The sequence below is a fragment of the Marinobacter oulmenensis genome (assembly GCF_014201735.1).
GTDB lineage: Bacteria > Pseudomonadota > Gammaproteobacteria > Pseudomonadales > Oleiphilaceae > Marinobacter > Marinobacter oulmenensis.
Genome location: NZ_JACHFE010000002.1, coordinates 12376 through 38092, shown reverse-complemented (window position 1 = coordinate 38092; position 25717 = coordinate 12376). Strand labels below are relative to the sequence as shown.

General features: G+C 57.9%; 29 protein-coding genes. 10 read left to right on the top strand and 19 right to left on the bottom strand.

Annotated elements, in window-relative coordinates:
- The first annotated feature begins 160 nt into the window (after positions 1 to 160).
- The 4 genes from ggpS (at position 161) to HNR38_RS03370 (ending at position 5501) form a co-directional block, all read left to right on the top strand.
- Positions 161 to 2434, top strand: coding sequence for a glucosylglycerol-phosphate synthase (gene ggpS / locus HNR38_RS03385; RefSeq protein WP_183699816.1), 2274 nt, complete (start codon positions 161 to 163; stop codon positions 2432 to 2434).
- Between the two features lie 41 nt (positions 2435 to 2475).
- Positions 2476 to 3915 carry a sucrose phosphorylase gene (gene gtfA / locus HNR38_RS03380; RefSeq protein ID WP_183699814.1) on the top strand — a complete coding sequence of 480 codons (1440 nt, stop codon included), beginning with the start codon at positions 2476 to 2478 and terminating at the stop codon, positions 3913 to 3915.
- Positions 3916 to 4009: 94 nt separating this feature from the next.
- Positions 4010 to 4843 (top strand): AraC family transcriptional regulator, encoded by an 834-nt coding sequence (locus HNR38_RS03375; RefSeq protein WP_183699812.1) that lies wholly within the window; start codon positions 4010 to 4012, stop codon positions 4841 to 4843.
- Positions 4844 to 4901: 58 nt separating this feature from the next.
- On the top strand, positions 4902 to 5501 hold the full coding sequence (locus tag HNR38_RS03370; RefSeq protein WP_183699810.1) for a LysE family translocator: 600 nt from the start codon (positions 4902 to 4904) through the stop codon (positions 5499 to 5501).
- A gap of 38 nt (positions 5502 to 5539) precedes the next feature.
- Here the strand turns inward: HNR38_RS03370 and HNR38_RS03365 are convergent, their stop codons facing one another.
- From HNR38_RS03365 to HNR38_RS03325, 9 genes are all read right to left on the bottom strand, one after another.
- The gene (locus tag HNR38_RS03365; RefSeq protein WP_183699808.1) at positions 5540 to 5926 is read right to left on the bottom strand and encodes a tautomerase family protein; all 387 of its coding nucleotides are present in this window, start codon (positions 5924 to 5926) and stop codon (positions 5540 to 5542) included.
- Between the two features lie 112 nt (positions 5927 to 6038).
- Positions 6039 to 6782, bottom strand: coding sequence for an ABC transporter permease (locus HNR38_RS03360; protein ID WP_183699806.1), 744 nt, complete (start codon positions 6780 to 6782; stop codon positions 6039 to 6041).
- Positions 6782 to 7729, bottom strand: a complete 948-nt coding sequence (locus HNR38_RS03355; protein ID WP_183699804.1) for an ABC transporter ATP-binding protein — start codon at positions 7727 to 7729, stop codon at positions 6782 to 6784. Before HNR38_RS03355 ends, HNR38_RS03360 begins: the two co-directional genes overlap by 1 nt.
- Before the next feature lie 21 nt (positions 7730 to 7750).
- Positions 7751 to 8908, bottom strand: coding sequence for an ABC transporter permease (locus HNR38_RS03350; RefSeq protein WP_183699802.1), 1158 nt, complete (start codon positions 8906 to 8908; stop codon positions 7751 to 7753).
- A gap of 33 nt (positions 8909 to 8941) precedes the next feature.
- The gene (gene osmF, locus HNR38_RS03345; RefSeq protein ID WP_183700845.1) at positions 8942 to 9793 is read right to left on the bottom strand and encodes a glycine betaine ABC transporter substrate-binding protein OsmF; all 852 of its coding nucleotides are present in this window, start codon (positions 9791 to 9793) and stop codon (positions 8942 to 8944) included.
- A 152-nt stretch (positions 9794 to 9945) separates the two neighbouring features.
- Entirely contained in the window at positions 9946 to 10452 is a 507-nt protein-coding gene (locus HNR38_RS03340) for a hypothetical protein (protein ID WP_183699800.1), read from the bottom strand.
- A 1-nt stretch (position 10453) separates the two neighbouring features.
- On the bottom strand, positions 10454 to 10768 hold the full coding sequence (locus HNR38_RS03335; RefSeq protein WP_183699799.1) for a hypothetical protein: 315 nt from the start codon (positions 10766 to 10768) through the stop codon (positions 10454 to 10456).
- Between the two features lie 170 nt (positions 10769 to 10938).
- Positions 10939 to 11991, bottom strand: coding sequence for an NAD(P)-dependent alcohol dehydrogenase (locus HNR38_RS03330; RefSeq protein ID WP_183699797.1), 1053 nt, complete (start codon positions 11989 to 11991; stop codon positions 10939 to 10941).
- 204 nt (positions 11992 to 12195) lie between these two features.
- Complete coding sequence (locus HNR38_RS03325; protein ID WP_183699795.1) at positions 12196 to 13050, bottom strand: aldo/keto reductase; 855 nt, start codon at positions 13048 to 13050, stop codon at positions 12196 to 12198.
- A gap of 264 nt (positions 13051 to 13314) precedes the next feature.
- Here HNR38_RS03325 and HNR38_RS03320 point away from each other — a divergent pair, with 264 nt between their 5' ends.
- The gene (locus tag HNR38_RS03320) at positions 13315 to 13776 is read left to right on the top strand and encodes an MgtC/SapB family protein (protein WP_183699793.1); all 462 of its coding nucleotides are present in this window, start codon (positions 13315 to 13317) and stop codon (positions 13774 to 13776) included.
- A 22-nt stretch (positions 13777 to 13798) separates the two neighbouring features.
- On the opposite strand, the gene HNR38_RS03315 is transcribed toward HNR38_RS03320, so the two are convergent.
- The 5 genes from HNR38_RS03315 to HNR38_RS03295 form a co-directional block, all read right to left on the bottom strand.
- Complete coding sequence (locus HNR38_RS03315; protein WP_183699791.1) at positions 13799 to 14290, bottom strand: hypothetical protein; 492 nt, start codon at positions 14288 to 14290, stop codon at positions 13799 to 13801.
- Between the two features lie 2 nt (positions 14291 to 14292).
- The gene (locus HNR38_RS03310; protein WP_183699789.1) at positions 14293 to 14619 is read right to left on the bottom strand and encodes an ElaB/YgaM/YqjD family protein; all 327 of its coding nucleotides are present in this window, start codon (positions 14617 to 14619) and stop codon (positions 14293 to 14295) included.
- 168 nt (positions 14620 to 14787) lie between these two features.
- On the bottom strand, positions 14788 to 15591 hold the full coding sequence (locus HNR38_RS03305) for a hypothetical protein (protein ID WP_183699787.1): 804 nt from the start codon (positions 15589 to 15591) through the stop codon (positions 14788 to 14790).
- A 50-nt stretch (positions 15592 to 15641) separates the two neighbouring features.
- Complete coding sequence (locus tag HNR38_RS03300) at positions 15642 to 16589, bottom strand: hypothetical protein (RefSeq protein ID WP_183699785.1); 948 nt, start codon at positions 16587 to 16589, stop codon at positions 15642 to 15644.
- 17 nt (positions 16590 to 16606) lie between these two features.
- Positions 16607 to 17206 carry a LemA family protein gene (locus HNR38_RS03295; protein WP_183700843.1) on the bottom strand — a complete coding sequence of 200 codons (600 nt, stop codon included), beginning with the start codon at positions 17204 to 17206 and terminating at the stop codon, positions 16607 to 16609.
- Positions 17207 to 17400: 194 nt separating this feature from the next.
- Here HNR38_RS03295 and HNR38_RS03290 point away from each other — a divergent pair, with 194 nt between their 5' ends.
- Complete coding sequence (locus HNR38_RS03290; protein ID WP_183699783.1) at positions 17401 to 19665, top strand: hypothetical protein; 2265 nt, start codon at positions 17401 to 17403, stop codon at positions 19663 to 19665.
- On the top strand, positions 19662 to 20543 hold the full coding sequence (locus HNR38_RS03285) for a toxin-antitoxin system YwqK family antitoxin (RefSeq protein WP_183699781.1): 882 nt from the start codon (positions 19662 to 19664) through the stop codon (positions 20541 to 20543). The genes HNR38_RS03290 and HNR38_RS03285 overlap by 4 nt, the downstream gene beginning before the upstream one ends.
- A gap of 91 nt (positions 20544 to 20634) precedes the next feature.
- Here HNR38_RS03285 and HNR38_RS03280 read toward each other — a convergent pair whose 3' ends face one another.
- The 4 genes from HNR38_RS03280 to HNR38_RS03265 form a co-directional block, all read right to left on the bottom strand.
- Positions 20635 to 20937, bottom strand: a complete 303-nt coding sequence (locus HNR38_RS03280) for a TM2 domain-containing protein (RefSeq protein ID WP_221275660.1) — start codon at positions 20935 to 20937, stop codon at positions 20635 to 20637.
- 127 nt (positions 20938 to 21064) lie between these two features.
- Positions 21065 to 21358 carry a hypothetical protein gene (locus HNR38_RS03275; protein WP_183699779.1) on the bottom strand — a complete coding sequence of 98 codons (294 nt, stop codon included), beginning with the start codon at positions 21356 to 21358 and terminating at the stop codon, positions 21065 to 21067.
- A gap of 45 nt (positions 21359 to 21403) precedes the next feature.
- Positions 21404 to 21877 carry a hypothetical protein gene (locus HNR38_RS03270; protein ID WP_183699777.1) on the bottom strand — a complete coding sequence of 158 codons (474 nt, stop codon included), beginning with the start codon at positions 21875 to 21877 and terminating at the stop codon, positions 21404 to 21406.
- 101 nt (positions 21878 to 21978) lie between these two features.
- A complete protein-coding gene (locus tag HNR38_RS03265; protein ID WP_183699775.1) occupies positions 21979 to 22245 on the bottom strand; it encodes a DksA/TraR family C4-type zinc finger protein in 267 nt (88 codons plus the stop codon).
- 260 nt (positions 22246 to 22505) lie between these two features.
- Here HNR38_RS03265 and HNR38_RS03260 point away from each other — a divergent pair, with 260 nt between their 5' ends.
- Genes HNR38_RS03260 through HNR38_RS03250 form a run of 3 tightly spaced genes read left to right on the top strand, consistent with a single transcriptional unit; the run spans position 22506 to position 25137 of the window.
- Positions 22506 to 23018 (top strand): MarR family transcriptional regulator, encoded by a 513-nt coding sequence (locus HNR38_RS03260; RefSeq protein ID WP_183699773.1) that lies wholly within the window; start codon positions 22506 to 22508, stop codon positions 23016 to 23018.
- Positions 23015 to 24079 (top strand): HlyD family secretion protein, encoded by a 1065-nt coding sequence (locus HNR38_RS03255; protein ID WP_183699771.1) that lies wholly within the window; start codon positions 23015 to 23017, stop codon positions 24077 to 24079. Before HNR38_RS03260 ends, HNR38_RS03255 begins: the two co-directional genes overlap by 4 nt.
- Before the next feature lie 50 nt (positions 24080 to 24129).
- The gene (locus HNR38_RS03250) at positions 24130 to 25137 is read left to right on the top strand and encodes a DUF2955 domain-containing protein (protein ID WP_183699769.1); all 1008 of its coding nucleotides are present in this window, start codon (positions 24130 to 24132) and stop codon (positions 25135 to 25137) included.
- A gap of 68 nt (positions 25138 to 25205) precedes the next feature.
- On the opposite strand, the gene HNR38_RS03245 is transcribed toward HNR38_RS03250, so the two are convergent.
- Entirely contained in the window at positions 25206 to 25688 is a 483-nt protein-coding gene (locus HNR38_RS03245) for a YbaK/EbsC family protein (RefSeq protein ID WP_183699767.1), read from the bottom strand.
- Between the last annotated feature and the right edge of the window lie 29 nt (positions 25689 to 25717).

The window sequence follows — 25717 nt, the reverse complement described above, 5'->3', positions numbered from 1 at the left end:
TGTTTCCGAGGCAAGCTTTGAAAAACCGGTATGGAATCTGCAACTGACGAATCAGGGTCCCCTGGTTCAGCAAGGCTTTGCCCGTACTGAGCGGTCCCTTTCAAAAACGCACGGCTTTGCTGAATTCCTGGACACTCGGCTCGACTGACAGGAGTACATCATGCTATTGGCCACGGATCTGGACGGCACCTTTCTCGCAGGTGAACCGGACAATCGCTCCAAGCTTTACCAACTGATCACCGCCCACCCTGAGATTGATCTGGTATTTGTCACCGGTCGAGGGCTGGAATCCGTCATTCCCCTGCTTTCCGACCCCACCATTCCGCAACCGGACTACATCATCTGCGACGTCGGCTGCACCGTGGTCCACGGGGATTCCCAACAGGGTCTGCATCCGCTGCAGGGAGAGATCGACGAACTCTGGCCCGGTGAGCAGATCATCGAGGATACCCTGGCTCCGTTTGACGGGCTCCAGCGCCAGGAAGTGCCCCAGGAGCGCCGTGTGTCCTACTTCTGCGAGTCCGACTCGGTCACTGACGACATGCGCACCCGGGTGGAAGCCCTGTCCTGCGAAGTGCTGTTCTCGGCAGGCAAATACCTCGACATCCTTCCCAAAGGCGTGAACAAGGGCAGCACGCTGTCACGGCTGGTGGACCACCTGGGCGTGGACCCGGAAACCGTGCTGGTGGCCGGTGACACGCTCAATGACCTGTCCATGTATCAGCAGGGGTTCAAGGGCGTGTGTGTGGGTGCTTCAGAAGAGGCGCTGCTGGAAGCCACGGAGCATCAGGCGCGGGTCTATCATGCCGGCGCTGCCGGCTGCGGCGGTATTCTGGAGGCGTTCGAGCAGTTCGGTTTCCTGGGTCACGCCGGTATTGAAGCGGAAATTCCGGATGCGATGAATTCCGGTAAGTCTGATCTGGTCATCGTCTATCACCGCCTGCCCTACGAGGAAGTGGTGGAAGACGGCAAGCTGATCCGCCGACGGCCACGCTCGCCCAATGGCATCATCCCCACGCTGCTGAGTTTCTTCGCCGACGGCAAGGCCGGCTCCTGGGTTGCCTGGTCCATTGACGACCCGGAACTGGGCCCCTTCCAGACCTACACCGAAGTGGACACCAGCCGCTATGAAAAACTGGTGGCGGCCCGCGTGCCCCTGAGCAAGGAAGACGTGGAGATCTTTTATAAGCGGTTCTCCAAGGAAGCCTTCTGGCCCACCCTGCACACTTTCTGGGAACGGGCCACCTTCCGGGATGACCACTGGCAGGTGTTCCTGAAAGTGAACAGGCGCTTTGCCGAGCGTGCCGCTACCGAGGCCGCTGAAAACGCCGTGGTGTGGATCCACGACTACAACCTGTGGATGGTGCCGGCCTTCCTGAGGGAGCTGCGCCCGGATGTGACCATCGCGTTCTTCCACCATACCTACTTCCCGTCGGCCGACGTGTTCAACGTCCTGCCCTGGCGCCGTGAGATCATCGGCAGCCTGCTGCAGTGCGACCACATCGGCTTCCACATTCCCAAGCAGGCCGAGAACTTTGTCGATGTCGCCCGCGGGGTCACGCCCCTGGAAGTGACCCAGAAATCCGGCTGTGCTCCGCGCTTTCTGACCTATGGCTGTGCCGTGGGCCTGGACGAAATGAGTACCGAGATCCGGGTGAACGACCGCCGGATCGGCCTGGGGGCACACCCGGTTGGCCTGGATCTGGACCGGGTCAAGAATGCGCTGGCCGACACCGATGTCCAGGCCCGCATGAAAACCCTGAGGGAGGACCTCAGGGATATCCGTCTGATTCTCTCGGTGGAGCGGCTGGATTTCACCAAAGGCATTCTGGAAAAACTCCACGCCTACGAGCGCATGCTCAGTGAGCACCCGGAGCTGGAGACCAAAGTCACGCTGATGATGGTGTGCGTACCAGCCGCCAAGGGCATGACCATCTACGAGGAACTGCTGTCGCAGATCGAGCAGACGGTCGGGCGCATCAACGGCCAGTTCGCCCAGGTGGGCTGGACCCCGGTGCAGTTCTTCTTCCGGGCCCTGCCCTTCGAGGAACTGGTCGCCTACTACACCATGGCGGATGTCATGTGGATCACCCCGCTGCGGGACGGCCTGAACCTGGTGGCCAAGGAATACATTGCCACCCAGGGCCTGACCCAGGGCCGGGGCGCCCTGGTGCTGTCGGAATTTGCCGGTGCGGCCGCGGAGTTGCGCGGTGCCATCCTGGCCAACCCGCATCACCCGCAGGACCTGGCAGACACCTGCTACTACGCACTGGCGATGAGCAGCAGCGAAGCCAGAAGCCGTCTGAGCGAAGCGTTCGAGACGGTCTGCCGCTACGACATAGCCTACTGGGGACAGGAGTTTATCGACACGGTGGAGCAGCGCCGCGCCGGCAAACTGAAGAACATTGTGCCAATGGGAAAGACGGCCGCCTGAGCGGCCATTGACCGGCAAATACACAACCCAGGAGCCGAACCATGCTGCTCAGGAACGCGGTGCAGTTGATCTGCTATCCCAACCGGATTGGCAACGACCTGAAAGACCTCCACACAGCCGTGGAAAAACACCTGTCGCAAGCCATCGGCGGGCTGCACATACTGCCGTTCTTCCCGTCCAACGCCGACAGTGGCTTCTCGCCGCTCACCCACAAGGAAGTGGACCCGGCGTTCGGCACCTGGGATGACATCGAGGCACTCACCCAGAAATACGACCTGTGCGTGGACCTGACGGTCAACCACATCTCCGACGAATCCCCGGAGTTCCGGGATTTCATCGCCAACGGGTTCGATTCCGGGCACGCCGACCTGTTCGTGCACGTGGACGACTACGGCGAGATTTCACCGGACGACATGGCGAAGATCCACATCCGCAAGGAAAAGGAGCCGTTCCGGAAGGTTACCCTGGCCGACGGCACTGAAACCCGGGTGTGGTGTACCTTTACCGAACAGCAGATCGACCTGAATTACGACAAGGACCAGGCCTACCGCCTGATGGAAAGCTACATTGGCTTTCTGACCTCCAAAGGCGTCAACCTGCTGCGACTGGATGCCTTTGGCTACACCACCAAACGCATCGGCACCAGTTGCTTTCTGGTGGAGCCGGAGGTCTACCGGATACTGGACTGGATCAACGAAGTGGCCCTCAAACACGGCGCCGAATGCCTGCCCGAGGTCCACGACCACACCAGCTACCAGTACGCCATCAGCAAACGCAACATGCACCCCTACGGCTTCGCCCTGCCGCCGCTTCTGCTGTATTCACTGCTGGACGCCAACAGCGTGTATCTCAAGAACTGGCTGCGCATGTGCCCGCGCAACATGGTGACCGTGCTAGATACTCACGACGGCATCTGCATACCGGACGTGGAGGGTGTACTGCCCGATGACAAGATCAGGATTCTGATCGACAACATTGACGCCCGCAGTGCCGACCCGATCATGCGCCGGTCCGCCGCCAACATTCACAGTGTCGGGGCCATCTACCAGCTGACCTGTACCTTCTACGATGCCCTGATGCAGAACGACGATGCCTACATTGCCGCCAGGGCGATCCAGTTTTTCACCCCCGGCATCCCGCAGGTCTATTACGTGGGCCTGCTGGCAGGCTGTAACGATCAGGAACTGATGGACCAGACCGGAGAACTGCGTGACATCAACCGCCACTATTACAGCCTTGAGGAGTTCGATCGGGAAATGGAAAAACCGGTGGTCCAGCGCCTGCTGACCCTGATGACATTCCGCAGCAACTACCCCGCCTTTGACGGGCACTTCGAGCTTAATTACTCCAACGACTCCAGCGTGGCCATGGCGTGGCGGTACGGCGAGCACTACTGCCACCTGTTTGTGGACCTGAACTTCAACACGGTGACGGTCACCTACGTGGACGTGGAGAGCGGCGAAACCCTCACCCTGATGTGATTGCGCAATTTTGTTCTAGCCACAACAGACCGCCCGCCCCTACACTGCCGGAAAGCGTTAAAGGCAGTGAGGGTCCCGGATGGGGCAGCGGGCTATGAGCAGACAGGACAATCAGTTTCGCTTCACCAGAAGCAGCCAGCTTGAGCAGGTCACCGTACTGCAGGCACAGATGAACGATTTTTCCTACGGCCGCCACGCCCACGAGGAGTACTCATTTGGCGTCACACTGGCCGGCCGTCAGGACTTTTTCGCAGCCGGGGTATTCCACCGCAGCCTGCCGGGCAACATCATCGTATTCAATCCCGGCGAGGTGCATGACGGCCATTCCGGCGTGGACGATGCCCTGCGTTATCGCATGGTCTACATTCACCCGGATCAACTGGAACCCATGCTCGAAGCCGCCGGCATCCGGCACAGCCGGGATTTCCAGATCCGGGACACACTGATCAACGATGCCCGGTTGCGCCAGCATATACTGACCATGGCGGAACTGGTGGAAAATCATCAGGAAAACCGGCTGGGCATGGAGTGCGAACTGTACCAGATGGCCACGCGCCTGGCCCAGAACCACGGCCAGTATACTCAGGGACAGGCCGCACGCCGTGCCGACCGGCTGCTGATCCGGGCGCGGGAATACATCCACGCCCACCTGATGGACGAGCTGTCCCTGGATGACATCAGCCGGGTGGTCAACCTGTCCAAATACCATTTCCTGCGGCTGTTCCGGCAACAGTACGGGATTACCCCTCACCAGTACATTATCAACTGCCGCATCAACCGGGCACGGGAAGCCCTTGAAGCCGGCAGGCCGCTGGAAGACGTGGTGTTCGACTTCGGTTTCAGCGACCTGAGCCACTTCAACCGACGCTTCAAGCCAATCTACGGCATGACAGCCAGGCACTACCAGCAGCACCTCACCGGCTGTTAGCGCCGCACCGGCACCCAAAAGCCAGCACCAGCACACTCACGACTTCCAGGGTTTCACAATGGTTGAAATACTCGCGTACGCGCTCGGCGTCATGTACTCCCCCGGTCCGGCCAATCTCCTGAGCCTCAATGCCGGGCTCAACGGCCGGGTTCCCCTGTCATTCAGCGCCGGCGTGGGCCTGGCCATGCTGATCCTGTTTCTGCTATTCGGTTATACCGGCGCCTGGCTGATTGCCCCGCCCTACCAGGGCGTGATCAGCCTCCTCGGAGCTGGCTATATCCTCTACCTGGCCTACAAGGTGGCCCGGGCAAGCATTACGATCAACTATGCGGCGCAGGCCCGGGACAACCGGTTAAACTTCCACGCCGGTCTGATTTTGCAGTTACTCAACCCGAAAGCGTTTATCGCCATACTGCCGATCGTGACCGTCCAGTTTCCGGCCGAAGGCATCGAGGGACCGGCAATCAGCGTCTGGTCCTTCGCGCTGGCGGCCCTCGCCTTCGGGGCGCCCAGCGTTTACATGCTGATGGGCCGCTATATGGGCCAGTACATCGCCAGGCCGGCTTACTTCCGGGGCATCAACCTGGGTATGGCGGTTCTGCTGGTGTACGTGGCTGGCGATATCGCCTACAACCACGCCTACCGCGTCTGGGTCTGATGACCGAAACGGCAAGGCCTCAGCGCAGGCAAGCCCTCTCAGACCTTGACCGAATAGTTAAGGTCCCTGGCCTGATCACCGGTCATACCCCGGAAGCCCCAGCAATGGGGCGGCTGCTCGGTGATGGTCACCTCTACATCCACCGGCGAGATACCAACGCTTGCCTGGATCTCCCGGAACAGTGCCTTGATCAGTGCCTTCTGGGTCTCTTTGGTTCGGCCTTCCATCATGTTGATTTCAATCACGGTATAGGCACGGGTACGGCCGCCGGGAAAATAGAAGTCCTCGGCGTCGAGGGGAACAAAACGATGGGCTCTCTTGTCTTCCGGCATGCCCAGGACTGACTGCATGCAGCGATGGATGGTTTCGGAAAGCTGGGCTTTGACCGGATTCAGGTATTCCTTGATGCCATAGATAACAATCACGATGCCTCCTGCAATATGGGGCGTATGGATTCGCCATGCCCGCTCGGGCTTCCCTGAGGTGGCCCGACACCCTGATCAGCGCGTAAGGCCACATCCGGAACTGTATCACAACTCAGTTGGCAAACTGGGGGGTGAATCGTCGCTCCCAGGCCCTTTCCAGAGCCTCGAACAGACTGTCGGTCGTCAACGCCAGCAGGCCGATCAGGATCGCTCCCTGTAGCACGTACGCGGTATTACCATTGACCAGGCCGGCGATCACCGGATCGCCCAGAGTCCGCGCACCAATCGTGGAGCCAATGGCCGCAGTGGCGATGTTAATCGTCACCGAGGTACGTATGCCGGCGAGGATGACCCGGCCTGCCAGAGGCAGTTCGGCCCGGACCAGCACCTGCAGCGGAGACATGCCCATCCCTCGGGCCGCCTCGGTCACAGCGGGACTGATGCCTTCCAGGCCCGCCAGCGTGTTACGCAGGATCGGCAGCAGCCCGTACAGAATGAGCGCCACGATGATCGGCGCCTCGCCAAACCCCAGGGCCGGAACGGCCAGTGCCAGAACGGCAACGGGCGGAAAGGTCTGGCCAATGGAAGCCACCTGATTTACCAGTGGCAGGAAGTCCCGCCCCGCCGGGCGCGTGGCAAAAATACCACCAGCTACGGCAAGCATCGTGCCCACAGCCGCCGACACCAGAACCAGGGTCAGGTGGTTCTGCAGCAGGAACAGAAAACTCTCTCGCTCATACACCACACTCTGCTTGTCCGGCTGGAGCCACTGAAACAGCGGCTCCAAAACGGGCATGGCCGTGCTCAAACCTATCAGCAGAGTCAGCAGAAGCAGCGGAGAAAACCAGAGTCGCATCAGGCGCCGTCCTGCAGGATTCGGTCACGGGAAATGACACCGGTCTGTTCACCTTTCCCATTCACCACCGGCACTGAGGATGCCGACTGCCAGACCATGACCGACAGCGCCAGCCTCACACTGTCGTCCTCCCCCACGCTTTCAACGCCCGGGTCCGGTCGCCCGGCATCGCTGACCGCGGTCATCAACTGGCGTACCGGGCGCAGACTCATCAGTTTCAGCCCCCGGTCCTGCTTGCCGACCAGATTCTCCACGAATTCCGATGCCGGGTTGCGCAGGATGTTCTCCGGGGTGTCATGCTGCACGATCCGCCCCTGGTCCATGACCGCAATGCGGGTGGCCAGTTTCAGCGCTTCGTCGATGTCGTGGGTGACAAACACGGTGGTTTTGCGCACCTGCTTCTGGATACGCAGCAGTTCCATCTGCAGGTTGTCCCGGGTGATGGCGTCCAGCGCACCGAAAGGCTCATCCATGAGCAGGATGTTGGGATCGGCCGCCAGCGCACGGGCAACCCCGACCCGCTGGGCCTGCCCGCCGGACAGCTGCTGAGGGTACTTGCCCGCGTGTGTGGCCGGGTCCAGATCCAGCAGGGTCATCAGTTCTTCCACACGGGCATCGATCCGTTCTTTCGGCCACTTGAGCAGTTCCGGCACCATGGCGATGTTGCGGGCTACCGTCCAGTGCGGAAACAGCCCGGTACCCTGGATCACGTAGCCCATGTTCAAACGGAGCTGTTCGGGGTTCATGCCGGTGATGTCTTCACCGTCCACCAGAATCTCACCCTCAGTATGAGGCAACAGCCGGTTGATCATCCGCAGGGTGGTGGACTTGCCGCATCCGGAACTGCCCACCAGCACGCAGACTTCACCAGTCTCAATCCGCAGGTTGATGTGATCCACCGCCACAGCTTTACCAAAGCGCCGGGTGACGTTTTTCAGTTCGATCATCCGAACGTTTCCTTATACCTGTCAGGACGCCAACGGCGCCGGTCTGAGACTGTTCGCCAGCATGGTCAGCAGGGCATCGGCCGCCAGCGCCAGGGCGACGGTGGGCAGAGCGCCCAGCAGCACCAGGTCCATGGCAGCCTGCCCCAGCCCCTGGAATATGAACGCGCCAAAACCGCCGGCCCCGATCAGCGCGGCCACCGCTGTCAGCCCCACTGCCTGGATCGCCGTGATCCGAACCCCTTCGATCATCACCGGCAGCGCGAGGGGCAGCTTCAGCCGGAGAAACAGCTGGCGCTCATTCATACCCATTCCCCGCCCGGCATCGGCCAGACTCTCGGGTACCTCGGTCAGTGCAACGAAGGTATTGCGCACCATCGGCAGCAGGCTGTAGGCAATCAGTGCCAGCAACGCGGGCGCCCAGCCGATGCCGCGGATGCCAAGGCTCTGGAGAAACGGGAACGCATTCGACAGCGCACTGAGCGGCGCAATCAGGAGGCCGAACACGGCCAGGCTCGGAATGGTCTGCAGAAAACTCACCGCGCCCAGGATGGGCCGCTGCCAGCCCGGTGTCCGTATCATCTTGAGCGCCAGGGCAAACGCCATGACAGCACTGATGGCAACGGCGCCAAATGCCAGGGCCAGATGGGTCCATAACGCCTGGCTGAATTTATCCGGGCGGGCATTGTATTCCCGCATCAGGGAAAGACTTTCCAGACCGTCTCGCTGGAGCAGCAACAACCAGCTCCCAGCCACGAAAAGCAGCAGTGCCAGTTGCAGCCAACGGCCGGCGTTCAGGCGGCCCATCGCCTCAACCAGCATCAGGCAGAGCAGAAACAGCAGGCACCAGAAACCCGCGCCCAGTGATGATCTGGCGTAGGGCGCATCCGCCGGCAGATGCCGCGAAGCCAATAGTTCCGGCGCCAGTGGCAGCAACGCCAGCGCCAGGGAGACCAGCACAAGAATGATCGCATAACGATGGCGAAGCGGCGCCAGGGCCAGAGCGCCGATGGAGACCAGTACGGCTGTCACCAGCCCTGCCCCCGGCCAGCCCAGGGCCGAAAGCAGGCCATGCCCGGTTCCGGGCACGATCCGGTTGGGCTGTATCGCCCCGAGATCAAGCCCCCAGAGCAGGCCCAGAGCAAGCAGGGCCAGAGCTGGAAGCACGCGGTTCGGAGTCATTGCAGAGGGCCGTGGTCGGAGGGCCGACAAACCTCAGTCCTGCGCCAGTGAATCCAGATAATCCCGGGCCACGGTCTCCGCCGGCACCCCGTTGACAGCAACCTGACCATTCAGGCGCTGCAGGGTTTCAAGATCCAGGGATTCAAACACTGGCGCCAGAACGTCACGGATCTGCGGATAGGCTTCCAGCACGTCCGCACGGATAATCGGTGCCGGCTGGTACACCGGCTGTACGCCCCGGGTGTCTTCCATCACCTTCAGATCCAGGGCATTCAGGCCCCCGTCGGTGCCGTAGGTCATGGCCCCGTTGACGTCGTTATTATTCAGCGCCGCTGCCCGCAGCGTGGCGGCCGTATTGCCGCCGGACAGGATCAGCAACTGGTCGGACGAAAGCTCAAAGCCGTAGGCCTTCTGGAAGGCCGGCAAGGCACTGGCGGATTCAACAAACTCGGAGCTGGCCGCAAATTTGAACTGGCCACCGTCATTGATGTATGCCGCCAGATCGTCAAGGGTCTCCAGGCCGTTCTCCCGGGCCAGGTCCCCGCGCACACTCATGGCCCAGGTGTTATTGGCCTGTGCTGGCGCCAGCCAGACAATGTCGTGGGCCTCTTTATCAAGCTGCGCCGCCTGCTGGTATGCCTTGTCGGCGTCTTTCCAGAGATCACGATCCGCCTGGTCATGGAAAAACGCCGCGTTGCCGGTGTACTCCGGATAAAGGTCAATCTCGCCGGCCTTGATGGCATTACGCACGATATTGGTGGCACCCAGTTGCAGGCGGTTCTCCACCGGAATGCCCGCTGCCTTCAGGGACTGCAGCACCATCTGGCCAAGCACGGCGCCTTCGGTATCAATCTTTGAGGACACAACCACCGGATCGGCAGCCATCGCCTGCCCGGCGATCAGGGTGACAGTCAGTGCCGCAGCGCGGCCAAAACGGGAAGTCAGGGACACGGCCTTTCCTCTTCGTCGTTGAATGGTTGGCTATTCAGTCTATTGCACCCAACGACGAAGGCAAAGGGGGGGTTGGTCTAGCGAATTTATTGCAAATACGCCTTAACCAGTCGTCTCATATCAGGAAGTGACAGAAAATCCGTATCTATTTTCAGTACCTCATTGGCTTCACCAAGCCTGGGTATGACGAAAACAGTGGATAGTTTTTCTCCGAAGAAATAGTAAAAGCCATATTTCTCCCCCTTCCAGACGCCGGACTCCCGATTATCCAGAAATACGTGACGGAACGCCTCGACCGAAGCCCGATTACATCCAGGCTCCATCCCGGTCAAAACGGCTGTGAAAAATTTGGCGGCTTCACATCCACCGGTATCCATATCCTGCTCGAAACTGAAGCCGATGTATTTTTTTCCAGGCTGGCTGTCATATTTCAGGACCATAAGATGAGTTTCAGAGTCCAGATACCCTACCGTTTCGGGATTATCAGGCACGTAAAAATCAAAATCCTGATATACGACACGCATAGTTGAATCACTGGCAAACACCGGCCAGGAAAGGGCCACCAGAAAAAAAGCGCTGAACAGTTTTTTCATGTTAGAGCCCTCTCAGAGCCAAACGGATGGGCGTTCTGTAATTCAATGCCACCCGGTCCCTACAAACGATGTAGGCAGAGGCATTGCCGCTCATTACTCGTCGTCCAATGTTGACGACTTGTTTGACCACGTAACTGATACCGGGATTCAAAGTCGGGCGGGGGACAAGATGCATTGAGTCTGTGCAGGACTGCAGTTCTGAGAGAGCTTCATACACCACTCTCGCTGCTCTCTCATTGACGTTGTTTGGAGTGGCGAGGTCAGTCCAGAAATAGTTTATTGCCGCAGCGACGTATTTCCTGTCGTCGTCGTTCATGATTGATTCCTTTCCTGGCGATCATTCCTTTGATAGCTGGCCAAAGTATCACCGGACAGGAAAGGCCGTCAAAAACTCAACTCAAATAAAACACCCCGCCTGGGCGGGGTGTTTTCTGGCTCTGTTCCGACCCTGTCTGAATGCGGCAGGGCCGGAGCCGGCAGGACCAATCAGGCGTCGTCAGCCATCTGGGTCATGTCCATCACGTAGCGGTGGGCGATGTCGCCCTTGGCCATCACGTCGTACGCATCGTTGATCTGATCCGGACGGATGACTTCACAGATCGGATGGATGTCATGCTCCGCACAGAAATCCAGAACTTCCTGGGTCTGCTTGATGCCACCGATCAGGGAACCGGCAACACGACGACGGCCCATGATCATCGGAACGGTCATGAATTCCTTCATCGGGCCAACCTGGCCAACAATGACCAGGGTACCGTTGATATCGAGCAGAGAGACGTAAGGGGTCACGTCATGCTCAACCGGCACGGTATCGATGATCAGGTCCATGGAAGCCGCGGCTTTCTTCATGGCGTCTTCGTCGGTAGAGGCCAGAATGCCGGTCGCGCCGATGGACTGGGCTTCTTCCTCTTTCTTTTTGGAGCGGCTCAGTACCGTTACTTCCGCGCCCATGGCAACCGCCAGTTTCACGGCCATATGGCCCAGACCACCCAGGCCAATCACGCCAACGCGGCTACCCTTACCGATGTTCCAGGTACGCAGCGGGGAGAAGGTGGTGATACCGGCACAAAGAATAGGCGCCGCCCGGGACATATCCAGGGCATCAGGAATCCGAAGAACAAACTCTTCACGAACCACGATGTGCTTGGAGTAACCACCCTGGGTGATTTCGCCATCGATGCGGTCCGGTGCACCGTAGGTCGGAGTCATGCCATGACGGCAGTACTGCTCTTCACTGTCGTGGCACTGATCGCATTCCTGACAGCTATCCACCATACAGCCAACGCCCACCTGGTCGCCGACCTTGTAATGGGTGACGTCCGGGCCGACTTCGGTCACACGGCCGACGATTTCATGGCCGGGTACCAGCGGATAGGGTTGCGGCCCCCAATCACCATTCACGGTGTGAAGATCGGAGTGGCAGACACCGCTGTAGAGAATTTCGATCGCTACATCATTGGCGCGCAAGGCACGACGCTCGAAATGATAGGGCGCCATATGTGCATCAGACGAATAGGCTGCATAACCAACCGTTTTCATGAAGACTCCTTGCTTAATCGCTCAGATTAATTAATAAACAGGCATAGGGTATATCCATGCCAAGAGTGGCCATATTATAAGCTCAAGGCCACGAAACCTTACTGTCGGATCCTGCCTATGAATTGCCTGATCCTATAAAAATCAAAGGCAACTCCCTTGCCCTGCAAGAGAGTTGGCCAATCATTCAGTCATCGGGCGGCCTGATTACTGGAACACCGGGAAGGCGCTGGCATCCCCGTAGTCCCTGATCGGATCCAGGTTTTTCAGGGCTTCCATGTCGTCGTCGGAAATCACGAAATCGACATCCGCATTGTTCTTCATATGCTCCGGATTGGCCGTTTTCGGCAGCGGCAGCAGACCCAGCTGAAGGTCATACCGGATGCACAGTTGCGGGATGGACACGTCATACTTACGCGCCATCTCGGCAATCTGATCATTCTTGAACAGCTCGCCGTGCCCTACCGGAGAAAATGCTTCAACCAGCAGTCCCCGATCCTGCGAGTAGTTAATCAGATCGGTCGGGGTGTTGGTCACGTGAGCCAGAATCTGATTGACCACCGGCTTCACGGAACAGCTTTCCAGAATATTGTCGAGGTCCTGTTCGGCGAAGTTGGACAAACCAATCGCACGGATCTTGCCCGCCTTGTGGGCATCCTCCAGCGCTCGCCAGGCTTCCCGGTTACCTTCAAAGAAACGGTCGTCGCTGCCAAAGCTTTCCCAGGGTTGCGGGCTATGGATGATCATCATATCGATGTAATCCAGCCCCATGCGCTCCAGGGAACCGTCGATGGCTTCTGCCGCGCCCTGGTAATCCTTGTAGCGTGCCGCCAGCTTGGTGGTCAGGAACATGTCCTCACGCTTGACTCCGCAGGCTTTCAGGCCGGCGGCCACTTCCGCCTCATTGCCGTAATCCTGGGCGGTATCAATATGCCGGTAGCCGAGTTTCGCGGCTTCAATCACAGCCTGTTCCGCGTCGGATCCTTCAATCATCCACGTGCCCAGGCCGACCTTCGGAATGTTCACACCGTTGGAGAGAGTGTAGGTTTCCTGAATCATCATAGTCCTTACTCCTCTTTTTGAATCGGTCAATACAACACCATTAATGGTACGCGCCTGCCGCTGGGCATGGTCGCCTGATTGCATTCAATGTCTGCCTGATCCTACAGCTGCCAACGTGAACAGGTAGTAATCATTGCCCACGTACAGTGGCCGTGTATCATGACCTTTTATAGCACCCTGCCTGTAACACCCGCCTCTGAGCGGGGCCGGGGCGGTTGCAGGGTACGGGTGCAGAATCCAACGGATGGTTACAGGAGTTGACCAGTGTTCGAGAGCGAAATACCACTGACAGAAATGGCCATCCGACTGCTGGCCGCCACCGGTCTGGCGCTTGTACTCGGCCTGGAACGTGAGATCCGCGGCAAAGCCGCCGGCCTGCGTTCACACATGCTGGTGTCGCTGGGTGCCAGCGCTTTCGTGATTACCGGCCTGCACATTCTTTTTGCCACCGCAGAGGGGGACCCTTCCGCGCGCATCGACCCGACCCGGATTGTGGAAGGGGTGATCGGCGGCATCGGTTTTCTTGGCGCCGGCAGTATCATTCAGAGCCGGGGCAACATCCAGGGTATTACCACGGGTGCCTCCATCTGGATGGCGGGGGCCATCGGGGTAGCCTGTGGCATTGGCAACATTGCCCTGGCGGGCATGGTCACCGTGATGGCTCTGATCATCATGGTGGTATTGGGACGTTTTGAGCGGGAAGTCATCAACGGCAACGACCATTGATGACAGAGGCCGCCATGCGGGTTTATCCCGCCGGCGGCTCAGGCTCGGCTTCAGGCTCCGGCGATGATTCCGGTTCGCCGGCACCACCCTCGGCCTGCCTCATTTCCTTCATCATCCCCTGAAGCAGCAGCGACCGCAGCCTGGGATCGCCCTGCTCGGCGATCCCCAGGGTAAAGGCCGCCAGAGCGGCCTCCAGCGGGTTCTGCTGGATGACTCTGCGCAGCGACGACATCACCGATCCGCCGCTACTGCCCTCGGAACCAGACTGGGCCGGGGCCGCTGGTCGTGTCATCCGCCAGAAGAAAAACACCAGCAGAAGCACACAAAGCACTCCCATAAGCGCATAACTTCCCGGCGCTCCCATAATCGGCGCCAGAGCCATGACAGCGGCTTTAACCAGCAGGTAGAAACCGGTGACAAGCAACGCGACCAGCAGGACCATCGCCAGAATGAATCCGGTGATGGCTGCAACGGTTTTTCTTAATGCTGCCTTTGCCTGCGAAGAGTCAATCATGCTCAGCGATCAAGCAGTTTGCCCACCAGAACACCGGCGAGGAACATCAGCAGAATGCTGAGAAACGGTCGTTCCTCCACCTTGTGCTCTACGTCGTGTACGGCCTTGTCGCCCACACTGCGAGCCTGATTCAGGGCCTCGCTGCCCTTGTTGACCGCCTGATCCAGAACCTGGCGGCTTTCGCGGCGAATTTCATCCCGGAGACTGCTGATGTTGCCTTTCTGACTCTCTGAAACTGTCTTGGTCAGAGTGGCCATATCCTCCCGGAGCTGCTGAAGGTCCTTTTTCACCTGATCGTAATCGTCCTTGCTGGTCGATTTCGCTTCCATATTCGCCTCCGTAAACAATCGATTTGGCGCAATGGAGCCATCCCCCACGCGCAAATTTCAGCCTAGCATACCTGCGCAGTGGCTAAAGCCCCGGAGGCCAACTATGGATGAAGTGCAATGATGAGGGAAGGGAGCAACACGCTGCCTTAGCCAGCCGAAGGTCCATCATCAGAGATGGAAAGTGGCTGCAAGGAGCACCAGAAACCCGGCAATAACAACCAGTACCGTCAACAGGACATAGGCAATGACCAGTGCGCTGATCCTGAGTCGCTCTGAGCGCTCGCCCTGTCTTGGTGCCCGGTGCAAAAGCACCACGCCGGCCACGGCCACCAGGAGCCAAAGACCAACAGTGACGGCGAACCCGCCACCGCCACCATCGAACAACCAGGCGGTGCAGAAGTAAAAAAAGACATGAAGCACCAGAAGGCCACAGACGATGTAGCCGACAGCCAGCCGCTGCTGCCCCCCGGTGACGTGGGCCTCCCCGCCGGTGGATGCATACCACTCGCCCCCAGCCCTATGGGCAAGGAAAGCACCGGTTGCCACCATCAGAAAGTAGATCACAGATAAGACAATGTCCTGAAATCCGACGATCCAGTAGGACTCAAAAAAATAATAAAACCCACGCTCACCCAGTAAAAACAGCGCCAGACCCGCCGAAAAAACGGCAAATACCAAACGTTGGTCGGCCGTCTTCACCCCGATACGCGCGAAAAAAACGGAAATGCCCCCCAGGACAAGGGGCTCTATGAGATAAAACAGAAGGTGATCAACTATGGGGTCGTCCAGAACTGCCTGACAAAACCAGGACTCATCAACATCGTAGCACCCCATATAGAGCTGGCCGATAAAAAAGCCGGATATGTAGTACAGAATCAGGAAAGCCGACAGGGCTATACCGGCCCCCAGGAATTCCTTACGTGAGAGCTTCCCGTTTGAGGAACGCTCCAAAGTACCGCCATCAACAGTCATTGTGACATCCTTTTCCATAAAATCCGGGCACCCCATGTGCCCGGCAGTCATTAGCCCAGCACGCCAACACGGGCCATAAGCACAGAGAGGAACACCGTCGCGGAGATCACAAAGCCAACGGAAAAACCAATCCAGCTCCAGCGCAAACGCTTGACGATCCCCTCCTCATTGCCTTTGCCGACAATGAAAGGGCGGCGGGATTCCTCAGAAGGGCCAACAACGTGAAAGGGGGCCTCAAAGTGTTCCAGACTCCCCAGCCAACGGCCAATCCAGTGGGCGGTATCGCCGTGAACCCAGCCCATCGTCCTGGGATTGGGCGGATGTTTATCAGGCCGCCCCTCAACCTCCGCCATGTAATCGGTCCGCCAGTTGGACAAAAATCCTGAAACGCTCTGCGCTTCATCGCTCCCCTCGCCACCATCCGTTGTTGTCAGATGGCCGATCACATAGCCCTCGCCTTCTTCAAATCGTTCTTCGCTGAAACGCACATTACGAGAGAAAAACCCACTATCAACATGGCGCAGTGGCTCGGGCATATCGCTCCCCCAGGAGCCGGGGATGAAAGAGTCAGTAACGGTACGCATACGCATATCGGCCCAACACGGCGCAACAAAGCATTCCCCGGTACCATCGTTCAGCCGGAAAGGGCGCGGATCCGTCTCGGCATAGATGGTCACCCAGTCCTTGTCGTCTCCAGAGCCCCGCTCTTCCTCCACCCACGCCCGATACCAGAGGCAGGGCTTGCCCGTGAACGGCCCATAGACAGGCTCAGCCGGATCAAGCGGCAGGCATTGCCCCTTAAGCTCAACATAGCCCTGTGGGGCACTGCGAATGCGGGAAGTGGGGGTATCGGCAACGATACGGTAGGCACGCAGGGAACTACGAGAAAACAGACCGGTAACAAACGCGAAAATGCCAGAGAAGCACAGCGCCGCGATGAAGAACCAGGTATCCATTTGCTGGACGTTCCGGGCGAAACTGAAAATCAGGTGTTCCATAGATGACCTCTCCGTATTCAGGCCTGATCCGGCCCAGCCTGGCCACCGAAAAGGCTTGAGAGGTCATGATCCTGCTTATCCGCCTCCTCAAACTCCAGCAAATCAAACGCCTTGAAGTTCAGGCGGCTCGCAATCAACACATCCGGAAACTGCTCAATTCGGATGTTGTTATTGTTCACGGATTCGTTATAGAACTCCCGCCGATCAGCGATCTGGTCCTCCAGCTCGGAAATGCGCGACTGCAGTTGCTTAAAGGATTCATCCGCCTTTAAATCCGGATAGTCCTCAGCCAGCGCAAAGAAACGGCCCAACCCACCGCGCAACTGTTCCTCAGCTTTTCCAACCTGCTTGGTATTGCCATCCTGACGAGCCTCTTCCACCTGGTTTCGTGCCTCGATCACCTGCCGAAGGGTTTCCTGCTCGTAGCCCATATATTGGCGCGCCGTGTCCACCAGCTTGGGCAACTCGTCATGGCGCTGCTTCAGCAAAACATCAATATTCGACCAGGATTTCCCCACGTTATGCTTGAGAGCAACGAGACGGTTATAAATTGTGATGAAATAGGCAACAACACCTGCCAGCATGACAAGTGCGACGATCGCAGCCATCAATCCCATTTTTACTTCCTCCACTCGGTTCCCTGTGAATGCCGTCACAAACAGCGATCTGCGTCGTGAAAAGCAGGGTTCGGAAAGTAACTGATCCGTTACCCAAGTGCGAGAGCTGAAAGGAAAAAATTTGACGCTCGTACCCGCTCAACGCGCCATTGCCGAAAAAAAACGCATCACGATACAATCAACCGCCTTGCAGCTTGGAAGCATGGGAACGAAATTGCTTTCCCCTGTCGCCCGCGACTGCCCCACCCGAAGCACGCAATGGAGATGCAATGTCCAGCCGTACCAATTTGATGTTATCCGCGTTAATGGCTTTCACCCTGAGCGGATGCTCCCCTTCGGAAACCACCACATTTGACCCCAAGGCGGGAAGCCATCGGGACTATCGCCTTGAAACGACGACGCGTCATGGCCTCGCCAATCGCCCCCTGGACTATGAAGAACAAACGGTTGAATCCAGCCTCACGCGTATTGAGGTGACGGGCAACCCGGAGGAACCGGGGTCCCTGAAGGTCTACCCCTTGTGGTACAACATCCATGACAGTGACAACCATCAGTCCAGCTCCGTTGAAATGAGGTCATCGACCTCTGTTAAAAAAGTCATGAAACAGGGCCTGAGCAGCCAGTTAAATTCTGTCGGCGGCCTTGGTGGGCTCACTTATAGCGAGCCACAGAACGACTTGCAGGATTCCCTGAACGATTTCCAGCTCAAGAGGGTCAATCCCGCGGTCCCGGGCGAGATCAAGGCCGAGAAGGGATGGCAGAAAACGATTCAGCTATACCCCTGGCTGCCCCCACTGACACTGACCGTCACCCAGGTCACCAATGATGAAATCTACGCTCACCTGGACGGCGGTGACGAGCGTTCCAGAATCGCGGGCCTATCGGTTTATGAACGGGAAACCGGCTGGCTCAAGCGCCAGGCGATCACCTACGAAATCCAGGGAAAGGGAACCTCCTCCCTGGAACGCGTAACCTCGGTACTCACCACCCGCCAGACCCCCTACCCCATTGATTCGGATGAATACAGCCACGGCCATGAGTGGTCAGGCTTCCCTTCTCGGGACTTATCTGACATCGGCCCAATGCCCGACGAAGAGGATGTGTTTGGCGAGCCCTTTGGCACAGCGAGAGCCGGGACGCCCAATATTATGCTGGAACTCGCCATGCCCACCGTTGAGCCCGGAAATGGCGGACGGATCACATTGGACAACGTGGAACTGTTTGATGATGAAGGTCGGGTTGAGACAGAATTTCTCCCCGAGTGGCTGTTTCTGATGCCCAACTGGCGCACCGACAAGGGATCCATGCTTAGCGCAACCTTCTTCGCCATCAAAGGCAACTTTGATCACGCTGTTGAAAAGGGCATCAACAAAGCAGAAGCGCAAGTGTCCTGGTTCCCAAGCACGCCCTTTGTCATGGAGCTCAAACCGGATACGCACGGAAAAGCCACCGCTTCAGAAAACGGCGCAACAGCCAAATTCAAGCCCCTGGAAAAAACCGGCGAATACGAGTTGTTGATCTCGGCTAACGCCCTGGACCGTGTCAGGATCAGCTTTCCAGAGAATGAAGACATCACCGGCAAAACCTACGCCAGGGATCAGGGGCCTGACTGGCTGACACCCAGCGAAAGTCGTGCGCGCTCAATCGCCGCTAAAGATTACAAAGCATGGCGTATTGTATTGCGCGCTGATTCCGCCCCCGGGTTAATCCAGATCCGGGTGAACCGACACGACAAAGAGCCGAAAGCAACCCGAAGCGTGTCGTTTTTAACCCCTCGCGGCCAAAGGCTTGATCCGGATGTTGAACCACAAACCAAGCCTCTGTTTGAAAAAAGCTCTCCCCTGCCCGTTGAGAAGGTCCAGCCGGAGGGACTGAAAAAAGCCGCATTCCGGTTGCAGTTGCCAACCCGTCAGGCACGTCACTGTAGCCTCACGCTCGCCAATGACCAACAACTGGCTGGCCATGGATTCGACGCCAGCCTCAAGGCGCGGAATGGGTGGGATTACACGGGCACCCAAACGTTGCAACTACAAACCGATGACGGCATTCGAACACACTTTTACGGCCTGGGGCAGCAGGAAATCCTGTTGAGCTGTGACGCACGGATAGTGTGGGAGGAAACGAAAGCAAAACCCGCCCCGGAGAAGCCCTGGATTATTGACCCAGCGGAACTGGGCATCACGGACATGACGGTGTCGCTGGCCCAATTCTATAACCAGTGGCGTTTTATCAGCGAGGACGGTAAAGCCCTCAGGCTTAGCTCCCCGGAAGACGGCTACACAAACGGGAAAACGCCCCTTCTTGAGGTTGTCTATCCCGATGACACCCTGCGAGTCTCCGGCAAGCCGGTGAAGTTTCTGAAATCCGAGGTCAAAACGGAAAAACTGCAGCGGCGTTTTGAAGTCACCTTCCCCGATCTTCCCACTCCGGATTCGATGAACCAGGAGGCGTCAGAATGAGAGCCCTTCGCCCAGCAACGTTCGCCTTTCTCGCTTTGATCCTGATACTTCCCGGCATCACCGTTGGTGCCGATCAGAAGGATCAGAAAACCGTCACACGCGAAACGGTCACGATAGAAGGTCACGGAAAGGGGACCAAAACCGTAACAACCTACGGCAACTTTACCGAAACCCGGATAGAGGCCGGCGACTACTCTCTTTTTACAAAAAAACGCGGAAAAATGCAGGGATCGTTCGGCGAGATGGAGGCCCAACTGGTGGAACGCCAGGAAAAAGTAGGCGACACACTCGTCGGCCTGTATATCACCACCTCGGACCTTGAACCCCTGACCACCAGCGTTCCTTACCTCGATGGCAAGAAACACGGTTTGTACAAGGAAGAATGGTGGGGACAGACCATAGCTCGCGGGCAATATGACCACGGCAAGCGAGTGGGCGAATGGATGAGAGAAGGCGACATTTTCGAGAACTATGATTCCCAGGGCCAGCTTCACGGAGAAAGTCGCAGCCTGGATACCGCCGGCAACCTGATTGAACTGAAGACGTACAACCATGGCGTTCTGGACGGCCCCTACAAGAAACTGAGCAGAGGCAAGCTCCAGACCGCAGGCATGTACAAGAATGGGAAAAAGTCAGGCCAGTGGCAGGAAATCGCTCCCTACAAAGGCACCAAAAGCATCGGTAGCTATCGGGATGGCGAGCGCCAGGGGGCGTGGAAGTTTTACGACCGTAACGGCTACCTGAGCAAGCAAGCCACCTACGAGGAGGGTGAGTACAACGGCCCCCTTTATGAACTACGTGAGGACGGCAGCCTGGCATCCATTGAAATCTGGAAGGACGGCAAGCGCCAGGGGTACCCAACGTATTACGACAAGTAAGGGCCCAACCACAGAAGCGCCAGACCGGCAATCTTCTTCACTGCCGGCCTGGAGCTCTTCTCGTGTCGGGTGCCCCAAACTGTATTAGCGGTTAACACCAATCCCTAACAAACCCGCCATCCTTAAAGCGGTACAGCGACAAGCCGTATTTGAGATGATTCCCGCGACCGTCCTTAACAATCCCAGTATCTTTACCCAGAGAATACAAAAATGCGTCCAGCAGCATGAGCGTATTATCAATAAACCACCAGATACCCAGACCTCCCAACGTAATAGCCTTCAGTATTCCGGTTTTGGGTTTTCCCAGATAAAAGCGGTCCGCTCCGAATATGCCCAAAAGCATCCCCAGAACCAGGGCCAAAAGCCGGTTCTTTTGTTTCACAACTTCAGTCATTCCTTTACTCCTGTTTGCCGGTTTCATTGATTAACGACATCGAAAATGGGATTCGATTATTTTTCACCGGGCTCACGCTGTCTGGATGTTCCAATCCACCGCTTCCCTGCATCACTGAATGCGAAAACTATCGCAAGCCGCCCAGAGCCATCAAGGCGACAAACGATACCAACCTGCTGACGATGACCATCAGAATGATGTCGGGCCAGATACTGGCCCTGCTGAACTTTTTAAGAAGCACAAAAAGCACGAGGATGGATAGCACCCAGCCAACCGTGGGCACCAGGGAGACGGCAGCGGCCCCAGCCGCCGCGACAAACGTTTCGCTCAACGCCAGATCCACCGATGTGATCTTCGCCGCAAGCCAAAGAATCACACCGCCGACAACAGCGTCCAATACAATAACAATCAACTCATCCATGAGCGTTACCCTTACTTTTTAATAAGCTATCCGTGTGAGCGGATTTTACTGATAGCTGACGTTGTTCTCCATCCGCTCACGCAAAAGCGAGTATACCGCATACACTGGCGCCAGTTCCTCCGCCCGACGATTCCCGGCGCCCTGCCCTTGCGCCAGGGTGGCCATCACCTCCGGCGCCACATTGCGCTCAAACCATCCCTCAAGGAACCGGAACAGCGCCCGCTCATCCGGCCCGCCAATATTGGGCCAGTACATATAAGGCAGATTATCCGGATTGCGGATGTAGAAAACCGGAAAAACGTCACGCTCGAACTCGTCACTGGCCCGCAGACCAAAGGTGAAAGGCTGCCCGTCACGATCAACCATACGCACCGACACGGAACCGGCTTCAGTGGTGAAACGAGCTCCCTCAATGGTCACCGGCCGCTCAAGGTCAGGTAACGCCGTGATATAAAACTGGAAAACGATGCCCCCAATCAGGACAACGAGCAGGGACAGCAAAGCAATCGATTTTTTCAAAACAGGTATCCGGTTAAGGGCGGTGTCAATAGCGGTCATGCCGCGGGACGAAGCATCATTGGCGTTTGGTGTCCGGGTAGCCCGGAACAGCGGCCACCTGGCTATCGAAGCTGGCTGTCTTTGCTGCCTCTGCGATTAATCGCAGAGGCCCTTGTGTCCTCTTTCTCCAGGGCTGACTGGCAGTCAATACAAAGCCGCACACCGGGAATAGCCCGGCGCCGGGCCTCCGGAATCGGCGCGCCACATTCATCGCATTCCGTCGCGCTGTCGCCACCGCCCAACTGACTGCGGGCACGTTGAATCTCGTCCTCAACGCTCGCGTCGATCTGCTCCTGAACTGCTCCATCACGTGACCAGCCACCTGCCATAGGCCCTCCAGAATCGGGATGAGTGAACCATCGGACGGTAGCACCCGAATGCCGAGGCCCAAGATTACCAGTATCCCCAACCGAAGGCATCCCGCCCTGATCAAGCCCTGAGCGATTCAGCGATGGGAACCGGACATAGGTTCAAACACCTACAAAGATTAGCTTGCTAATATAACGCCCAGGCTATACCGTTGTTAGCCTGCTAACTATCTCCCTGCGTCGCCGACTGACAGGGCACTCAGAGCCACGGAATATCAATTATGCCAACCAATCCAGGTACAGACGCACCTTCGGGTATCACCCCGCAAACAGCTCACAGCACGCTCAGGCCCTCCGTGGGAGCGGCTCTGGGGCGCGTTCATCGATTGTGGCGCCAGGCAATCAACCATGCTGTCTCCCCCTTGGAGCTCACCGAAAGCCGGTGGGCGGTCATGGTGCATCTTGATCACCTGGGCGAAGGCTGCAGCCAACACGCTCTCGCCCACCAACTCGCGATTGAAATGCCTTCCCTCACCCGCACCCTCAACCAGTTGGAACAGCAGACGCTGGTCGAACGCCAACCGGCCCCCAATGATCGCCGCGCCCACACGCTCTGGTTCACCGAGCGAGGTCGCCGGGTAATGGCGGATCTCGAGCAGCACATCCAGGCCGTGCGAACCGCCATCTACGGGAACCTGACCGACGAACAGCTCTGTCAGTTGGCGCATATTGTCTGCGCCATGGAGTCCAACCTACACCAGTATCTGGAACACCACAGGGGGAACGGTAAATGACGCCAGATCAGGCTTTTGCACGCTGGGTGCGACTATCGTTGATCGCCTTCGTCATCCTGTTCGTCTATTTCCTGGCCGCCGATCTCTGGATGCCGCTCACTCCCCAGGGGCGAGTGATGCACAACGTGGTGCAGATCGCCCCTCGGGTTAGCGGACAGGTCTCACAGGTCCACGTCACCAACAACGAGCATGTCGAAGCCGGCGACCTGCTGTTCACACTGGACCAGCGGCCTTTCCAGCTTTCCCTGGAAAAAGCCGAGCTGGCCCTGGAAGCAGCCAACATACGCAACGACGAATACGATGCGTCTCTGGCCAACGCCCAGGCTGCCCTGGCTGCGGCACAGGCAACCGAGACCCAACTGGCCCGGGACAACAACCGCATGCAACGCCTGAACGCCCGCAACAGCGTGTCCCGCCAGCAAGCCGATCAGATTGCAGCCGAGTATGACGCCGCGCAAGCGAATGTCAGGGCCGCAGAGGCCAGGGTCAAGCAAATGTCGGTGCAGCGGGGGCTGACGGATCAGCAGAACCTGCGGCTTCGCCAGGCCCGTAACGACCTGGCCCAGGCCAAACTGAACCTGACCTACAGCGAGATCCGGGCCGAACAGAGCGGCACCGTCTCCAATCTGCAGGTGAAAGCGGGCACCTATGCCAAGGCAGGAACCTCGTTGGCTGCCCTGGTCGACGACCAGGCGGATGTAATCGCGGATTTTCGTGAGAAATCCCTGGCCTACGTTAGCCCGGGCAACGAGGCTGCTGTGGTCTTTGATGCCATGCCCGGTGAGGTGTTCAGTGCCACCGTCGGAGAAATCGATGCCGGCACACGCCAGGGCCAGTTGATGGCCGACGGAACCCTGGCGGCCCCTGTCAGCACGGATCGCTGGGTGCGGGAGGCCCAACGTGAACGCCTGCACCTGACCCTGACCGAAGAACAGGACATTCTGGAATCGCTACCCACGGGAGCCCGCGCCACAGTTCAGCTATTCCCAGGTTCAGGCCCTGCCGCCTGGCTCGGGAAGATTCAAATACGAGTCATCAGCCTGATCCACTACGTTTACTGAGGCCAATTATGGGGCGGTTCAAACCGATTCTGCTAATCAAAAAGCGGTCGATGACCGCTAATGATCTGCGCCAGTGCCTGCGGATTGCTTTTGGTGGAGCACTCGGGTTTGCATTCTGTAAGATCAGCGGCACCAGCTACGGCGCCTTCTATACCGTCACGCCTATGCTACTTCTGGGAATGGTGCCCACCCTGAACGCCCACGTGATCCGGCAGTTCCTGGCAACAACCATTCTGGTCAGTATCGTGGTGCTGTCAGTACAGGGGCTGTTTGGTGACAAACCTGTACCGCTCACCCTGATTGTCGCGGGGTTATTTGCGCTGCTATTCCGAGCCATGACCCGTGGCCCCAACTTTCTGTTTGGCGCCACCAGCATTGTTAACCTGTCGATGCTGCTGCACTTCGCCAGCTACCCTGGTACCAATGTCCTGACCATGGTCACCACACTCATTGAAGCCGCCGTTGTCAGCCTGCTCATTATGGCCCTGATGCACGGGCTTTTTCCGGACGTGGAAACCCGGCAACCGCGCAAAGTGCAATCAAAACCCACCAGCAATCAGCGCCATGAAGTGATCCTGGCGACAACCGTGGCGACGCTGTCTTTTGTGGTCTTCCAGGTACTGGATCTGCGCGGATCGCTCTCAGCACAGGTGGCTACCATACTGGTGCTGTTTCCACTCAACTGGAAAGGGGCCGGCCCTGCAGGCTGGAACCGTGCCATCGGCACCTTTGTCGGCTGCAACGCTGGCCTGGTGCTACAGCTCATGCTGCTCAACCACTTCGACGTTCTGCCGTTTATTACCTTCGGATTGTGGCTGAGCCTGATGGTCTTCGCCCGGTACCATATGCTGGAAGGCGGCCTTTCCGGCGCCGGGTTCGCGGCATTGACCACCATCGCTATTCTGTTCGGCCAATACCTGACGCCGCAGAAAGACCTGGTCTACAACGACCTGTATCGCTTCAGTTCCCTGGCCGTCGCGGTCATGGCATCGTTGATGGCGGTCTATCTGATGCATCATTTGCTGAACCGGTTTGCCAGTACCCGGTTACAGGAATGAGCCCCGGGTGCATTGCTATTCGTTGATAACACTCACGGGACTCAGAGTTCCGTCACCCTTGTTACCTATTATTTTGCCAGATCAATCCATTGCCCTTTGGTGAGGCTCCCCAGGTGTTGCGGATTGAGTTTGAACACGGAGTTCGGCGTTCCGGCCGCTGCCCAGATCTCCGGGTATTGGCACAGATCCCTGTCCAGAATCGTATGAACCTGTGAATGGTGCGCCACCGGAGGTACACCCCCTATGGCGTAGCCAACCTTCTCGCGCACGAAGGAAGCATCCGCTTTCTCAAGCACAATACCGGTCGCATCTCTAACCTTTTCCGGGCTCACCAGGTTGGTACCTGAGGCAACGATCAGCACCGGCTCACCGGTTTCCCCGTGTTTGAAAATCAGGGACTTGGCAATCTGGGACACGGTACAGCCGATCGCCTCTGCGGCATCTTTCGCCGTCCGCGTTGAAGCCGGCATCTGCTGAACAACAAAGTCCTCACCGTGCTCGGACAAAAAGGTTTGTACTTTTAATGATGAAGCCTTCAGTTCGTCAGACATCGTTCCTCCAGTTTTGCAGCCAGCCGATC

Bases quoted from the DNA above. Each gene is read 5' to 3' on its own strand.
- ggpS (WP_183699816.1), top strand. From the start codon at position 161: ATGCTATTGGCCACGGATCTGGACGGCACCTTTCTCGCAGGTGAACCG.
- gtfA (WP_183699814.1), top strand. From the start codon at position 2,476: ATGCTGCTCAGGAACGCGGTGCAGTTGATCTGCTATCCCAACCGGATT.
- HNR38_RS03375 (WP_183699812.1), top strand. From the start codon at position 4,010: ATGAGCAGACAGGACAATCAGTTTCGCTTCACCAGAAGCAGCCAGCTT.
- HNR38_RS03370 (WP_183699810.1), top strand. From the start codon at position 4,902: ATGGTTGAAATACTCGCGTACGCGCTCGGCGTCATGTACTCCCCCGGT.
- HNR38_RS03360 (WP_183699806.1), bottom strand. From the start codon at position 6,782: ATGCGACTCTGGTTTTCTCCGCTGCTTCTGCTGACTCTGCTGATAGGT.
- HNR38_RS03355 (WP_183699804.1), bottom strand. From the start codon at position 7,729: ATGATCGAACTGAAAAACGTCACCCGGCGCTTTGGTAAAGCTGTGGCG.
- HNR38_RS03350 (WP_183699802.1), bottom strand. From the start codon at position 8,908: ATGACTCCGAACCGCGTGCTTCCAGCTCTGGCCCTGCTTGCTCTGGGC.
- osmF (WP_183700845.1), bottom strand. From the start codon at position 9,793: ATGGCTGCCGATCCGGTGGTTGTGTCCTCAAAGATTGATACCGAAGGC.
- HNR38_RS03340 (WP_183699800.1), bottom strand. From the start codon at position 10,452: ATGAAAAAACTGTTCAGCGCTTTTTTTCTGGTGGCCCTTTCCTGGCCG.
- HNR38_RS03335 (WP_183699799.1), bottom strand. From the start codon at position 10,768: ATGAACGACGACGACAGGAAATACGTCGCTGCGGCAATAAACTATTTC.
- HNR38_RS03330 (WP_183699797.1), bottom strand. From the start codon at position 11,991: ATGAAAACGGTTGGTTATGCAGCCTATTCGTCTGATGCACATATGGCG.
- HNR38_RS03325 (WP_183699795.1), bottom strand. From the start codon at position 13,050: ATGATGATTCAGGAAACCTACACTCTCTCCAACGGTGTGAACATTCCG.
- HNR38_RS03315 (WP_183699791.1), bottom strand. From the start codon at position 14,290: ATGATTGACTCTTCGCAGGCAAAGGCAGCATTAAGAAAAACCGTTGCA.
- HNR38_RS03310 (WP_183699789.1), bottom strand. From the start codon at position 14,619: ATGGAAGCGAAATCGACCAGCAAGGACGATTACGATCAGGTGAAAAAG.
- HNR38_RS03305 (WP_183699787.1), bottom strand. From the start codon at position 15,591: ATGACTGTTGATGGCGGTACTTTGGAGCGTTCCTCAAACGGGAAGCTC.
- HNR38_RS03300 (WP_183699785.1), bottom strand. From the start codon at position 16,589: ATGGAACACCTGATTTTCAGTTTCGCCCGGAACGTCCAGCAAATGGAT.
- HNR38_RS03295 (WP_183700843.1), bottom strand. From the start codon at position 17,206: ATGGGATTGATGGCTGCGATCGTCGCACTTGTCATGCTGGCAGGTGTT.
- HNR38_RS03285 (WP_183699781.1), top strand. From the start codon at position 19,662: ATGAGAGCCCTTCGCCCAGCAACGTTCGCCTTTCTCGCTTTGATCCTG.
- HNR38_RS03280 (WP_221275660.1), bottom strand. From the start codon at position 20,937: ATGACTGAAGTTGTGAAACAAAAGAACCGGCTTTTGGCCCTGGTTCTG.
- HNR38_RS03275 (WP_183699779.1), bottom strand. From the start codon at position 21,358: ATGGATGAGTTGATTGTTATTGTATTGGACGCTGTTGTCGGCGGTGTG.
- HNR38_RS03265 (WP_183699775.1), bottom strand. From the start codon at position 22,245: ATGGCAGGTGGCTGGTCACGTGATGGAGCAGTTCAGGAGCAGATCGAC.
- HNR38_RS03260 (WP_183699773.1), top strand. From the start codon at position 22,506: ATGCCAACCAATCCAGGTACAGACGCACCTTCGGGTATCACCCCGCAA.
- HNR38_RS03255 (WP_183699771.1), top strand. From the start codon at position 23,015: ATGACGCCAGATCAGGCTTTTGCACGCTGGGTGCGACTATCGTTGATC.
- HNR38_RS03250 (WP_183699769.1), top strand. From the start codon at position 24,130: ATGACCGCTAATGATCTGCGCCAGTGCCTGCGGATTGCTTTTGGTGGA.
- HNR38_RS03245 (WP_183699767.1), bottom strand. From the start codon at position 25,688: ATGTCTGACGAACTGAAGGCTTCATCATTAAAAGTACAAACCTTTTTG.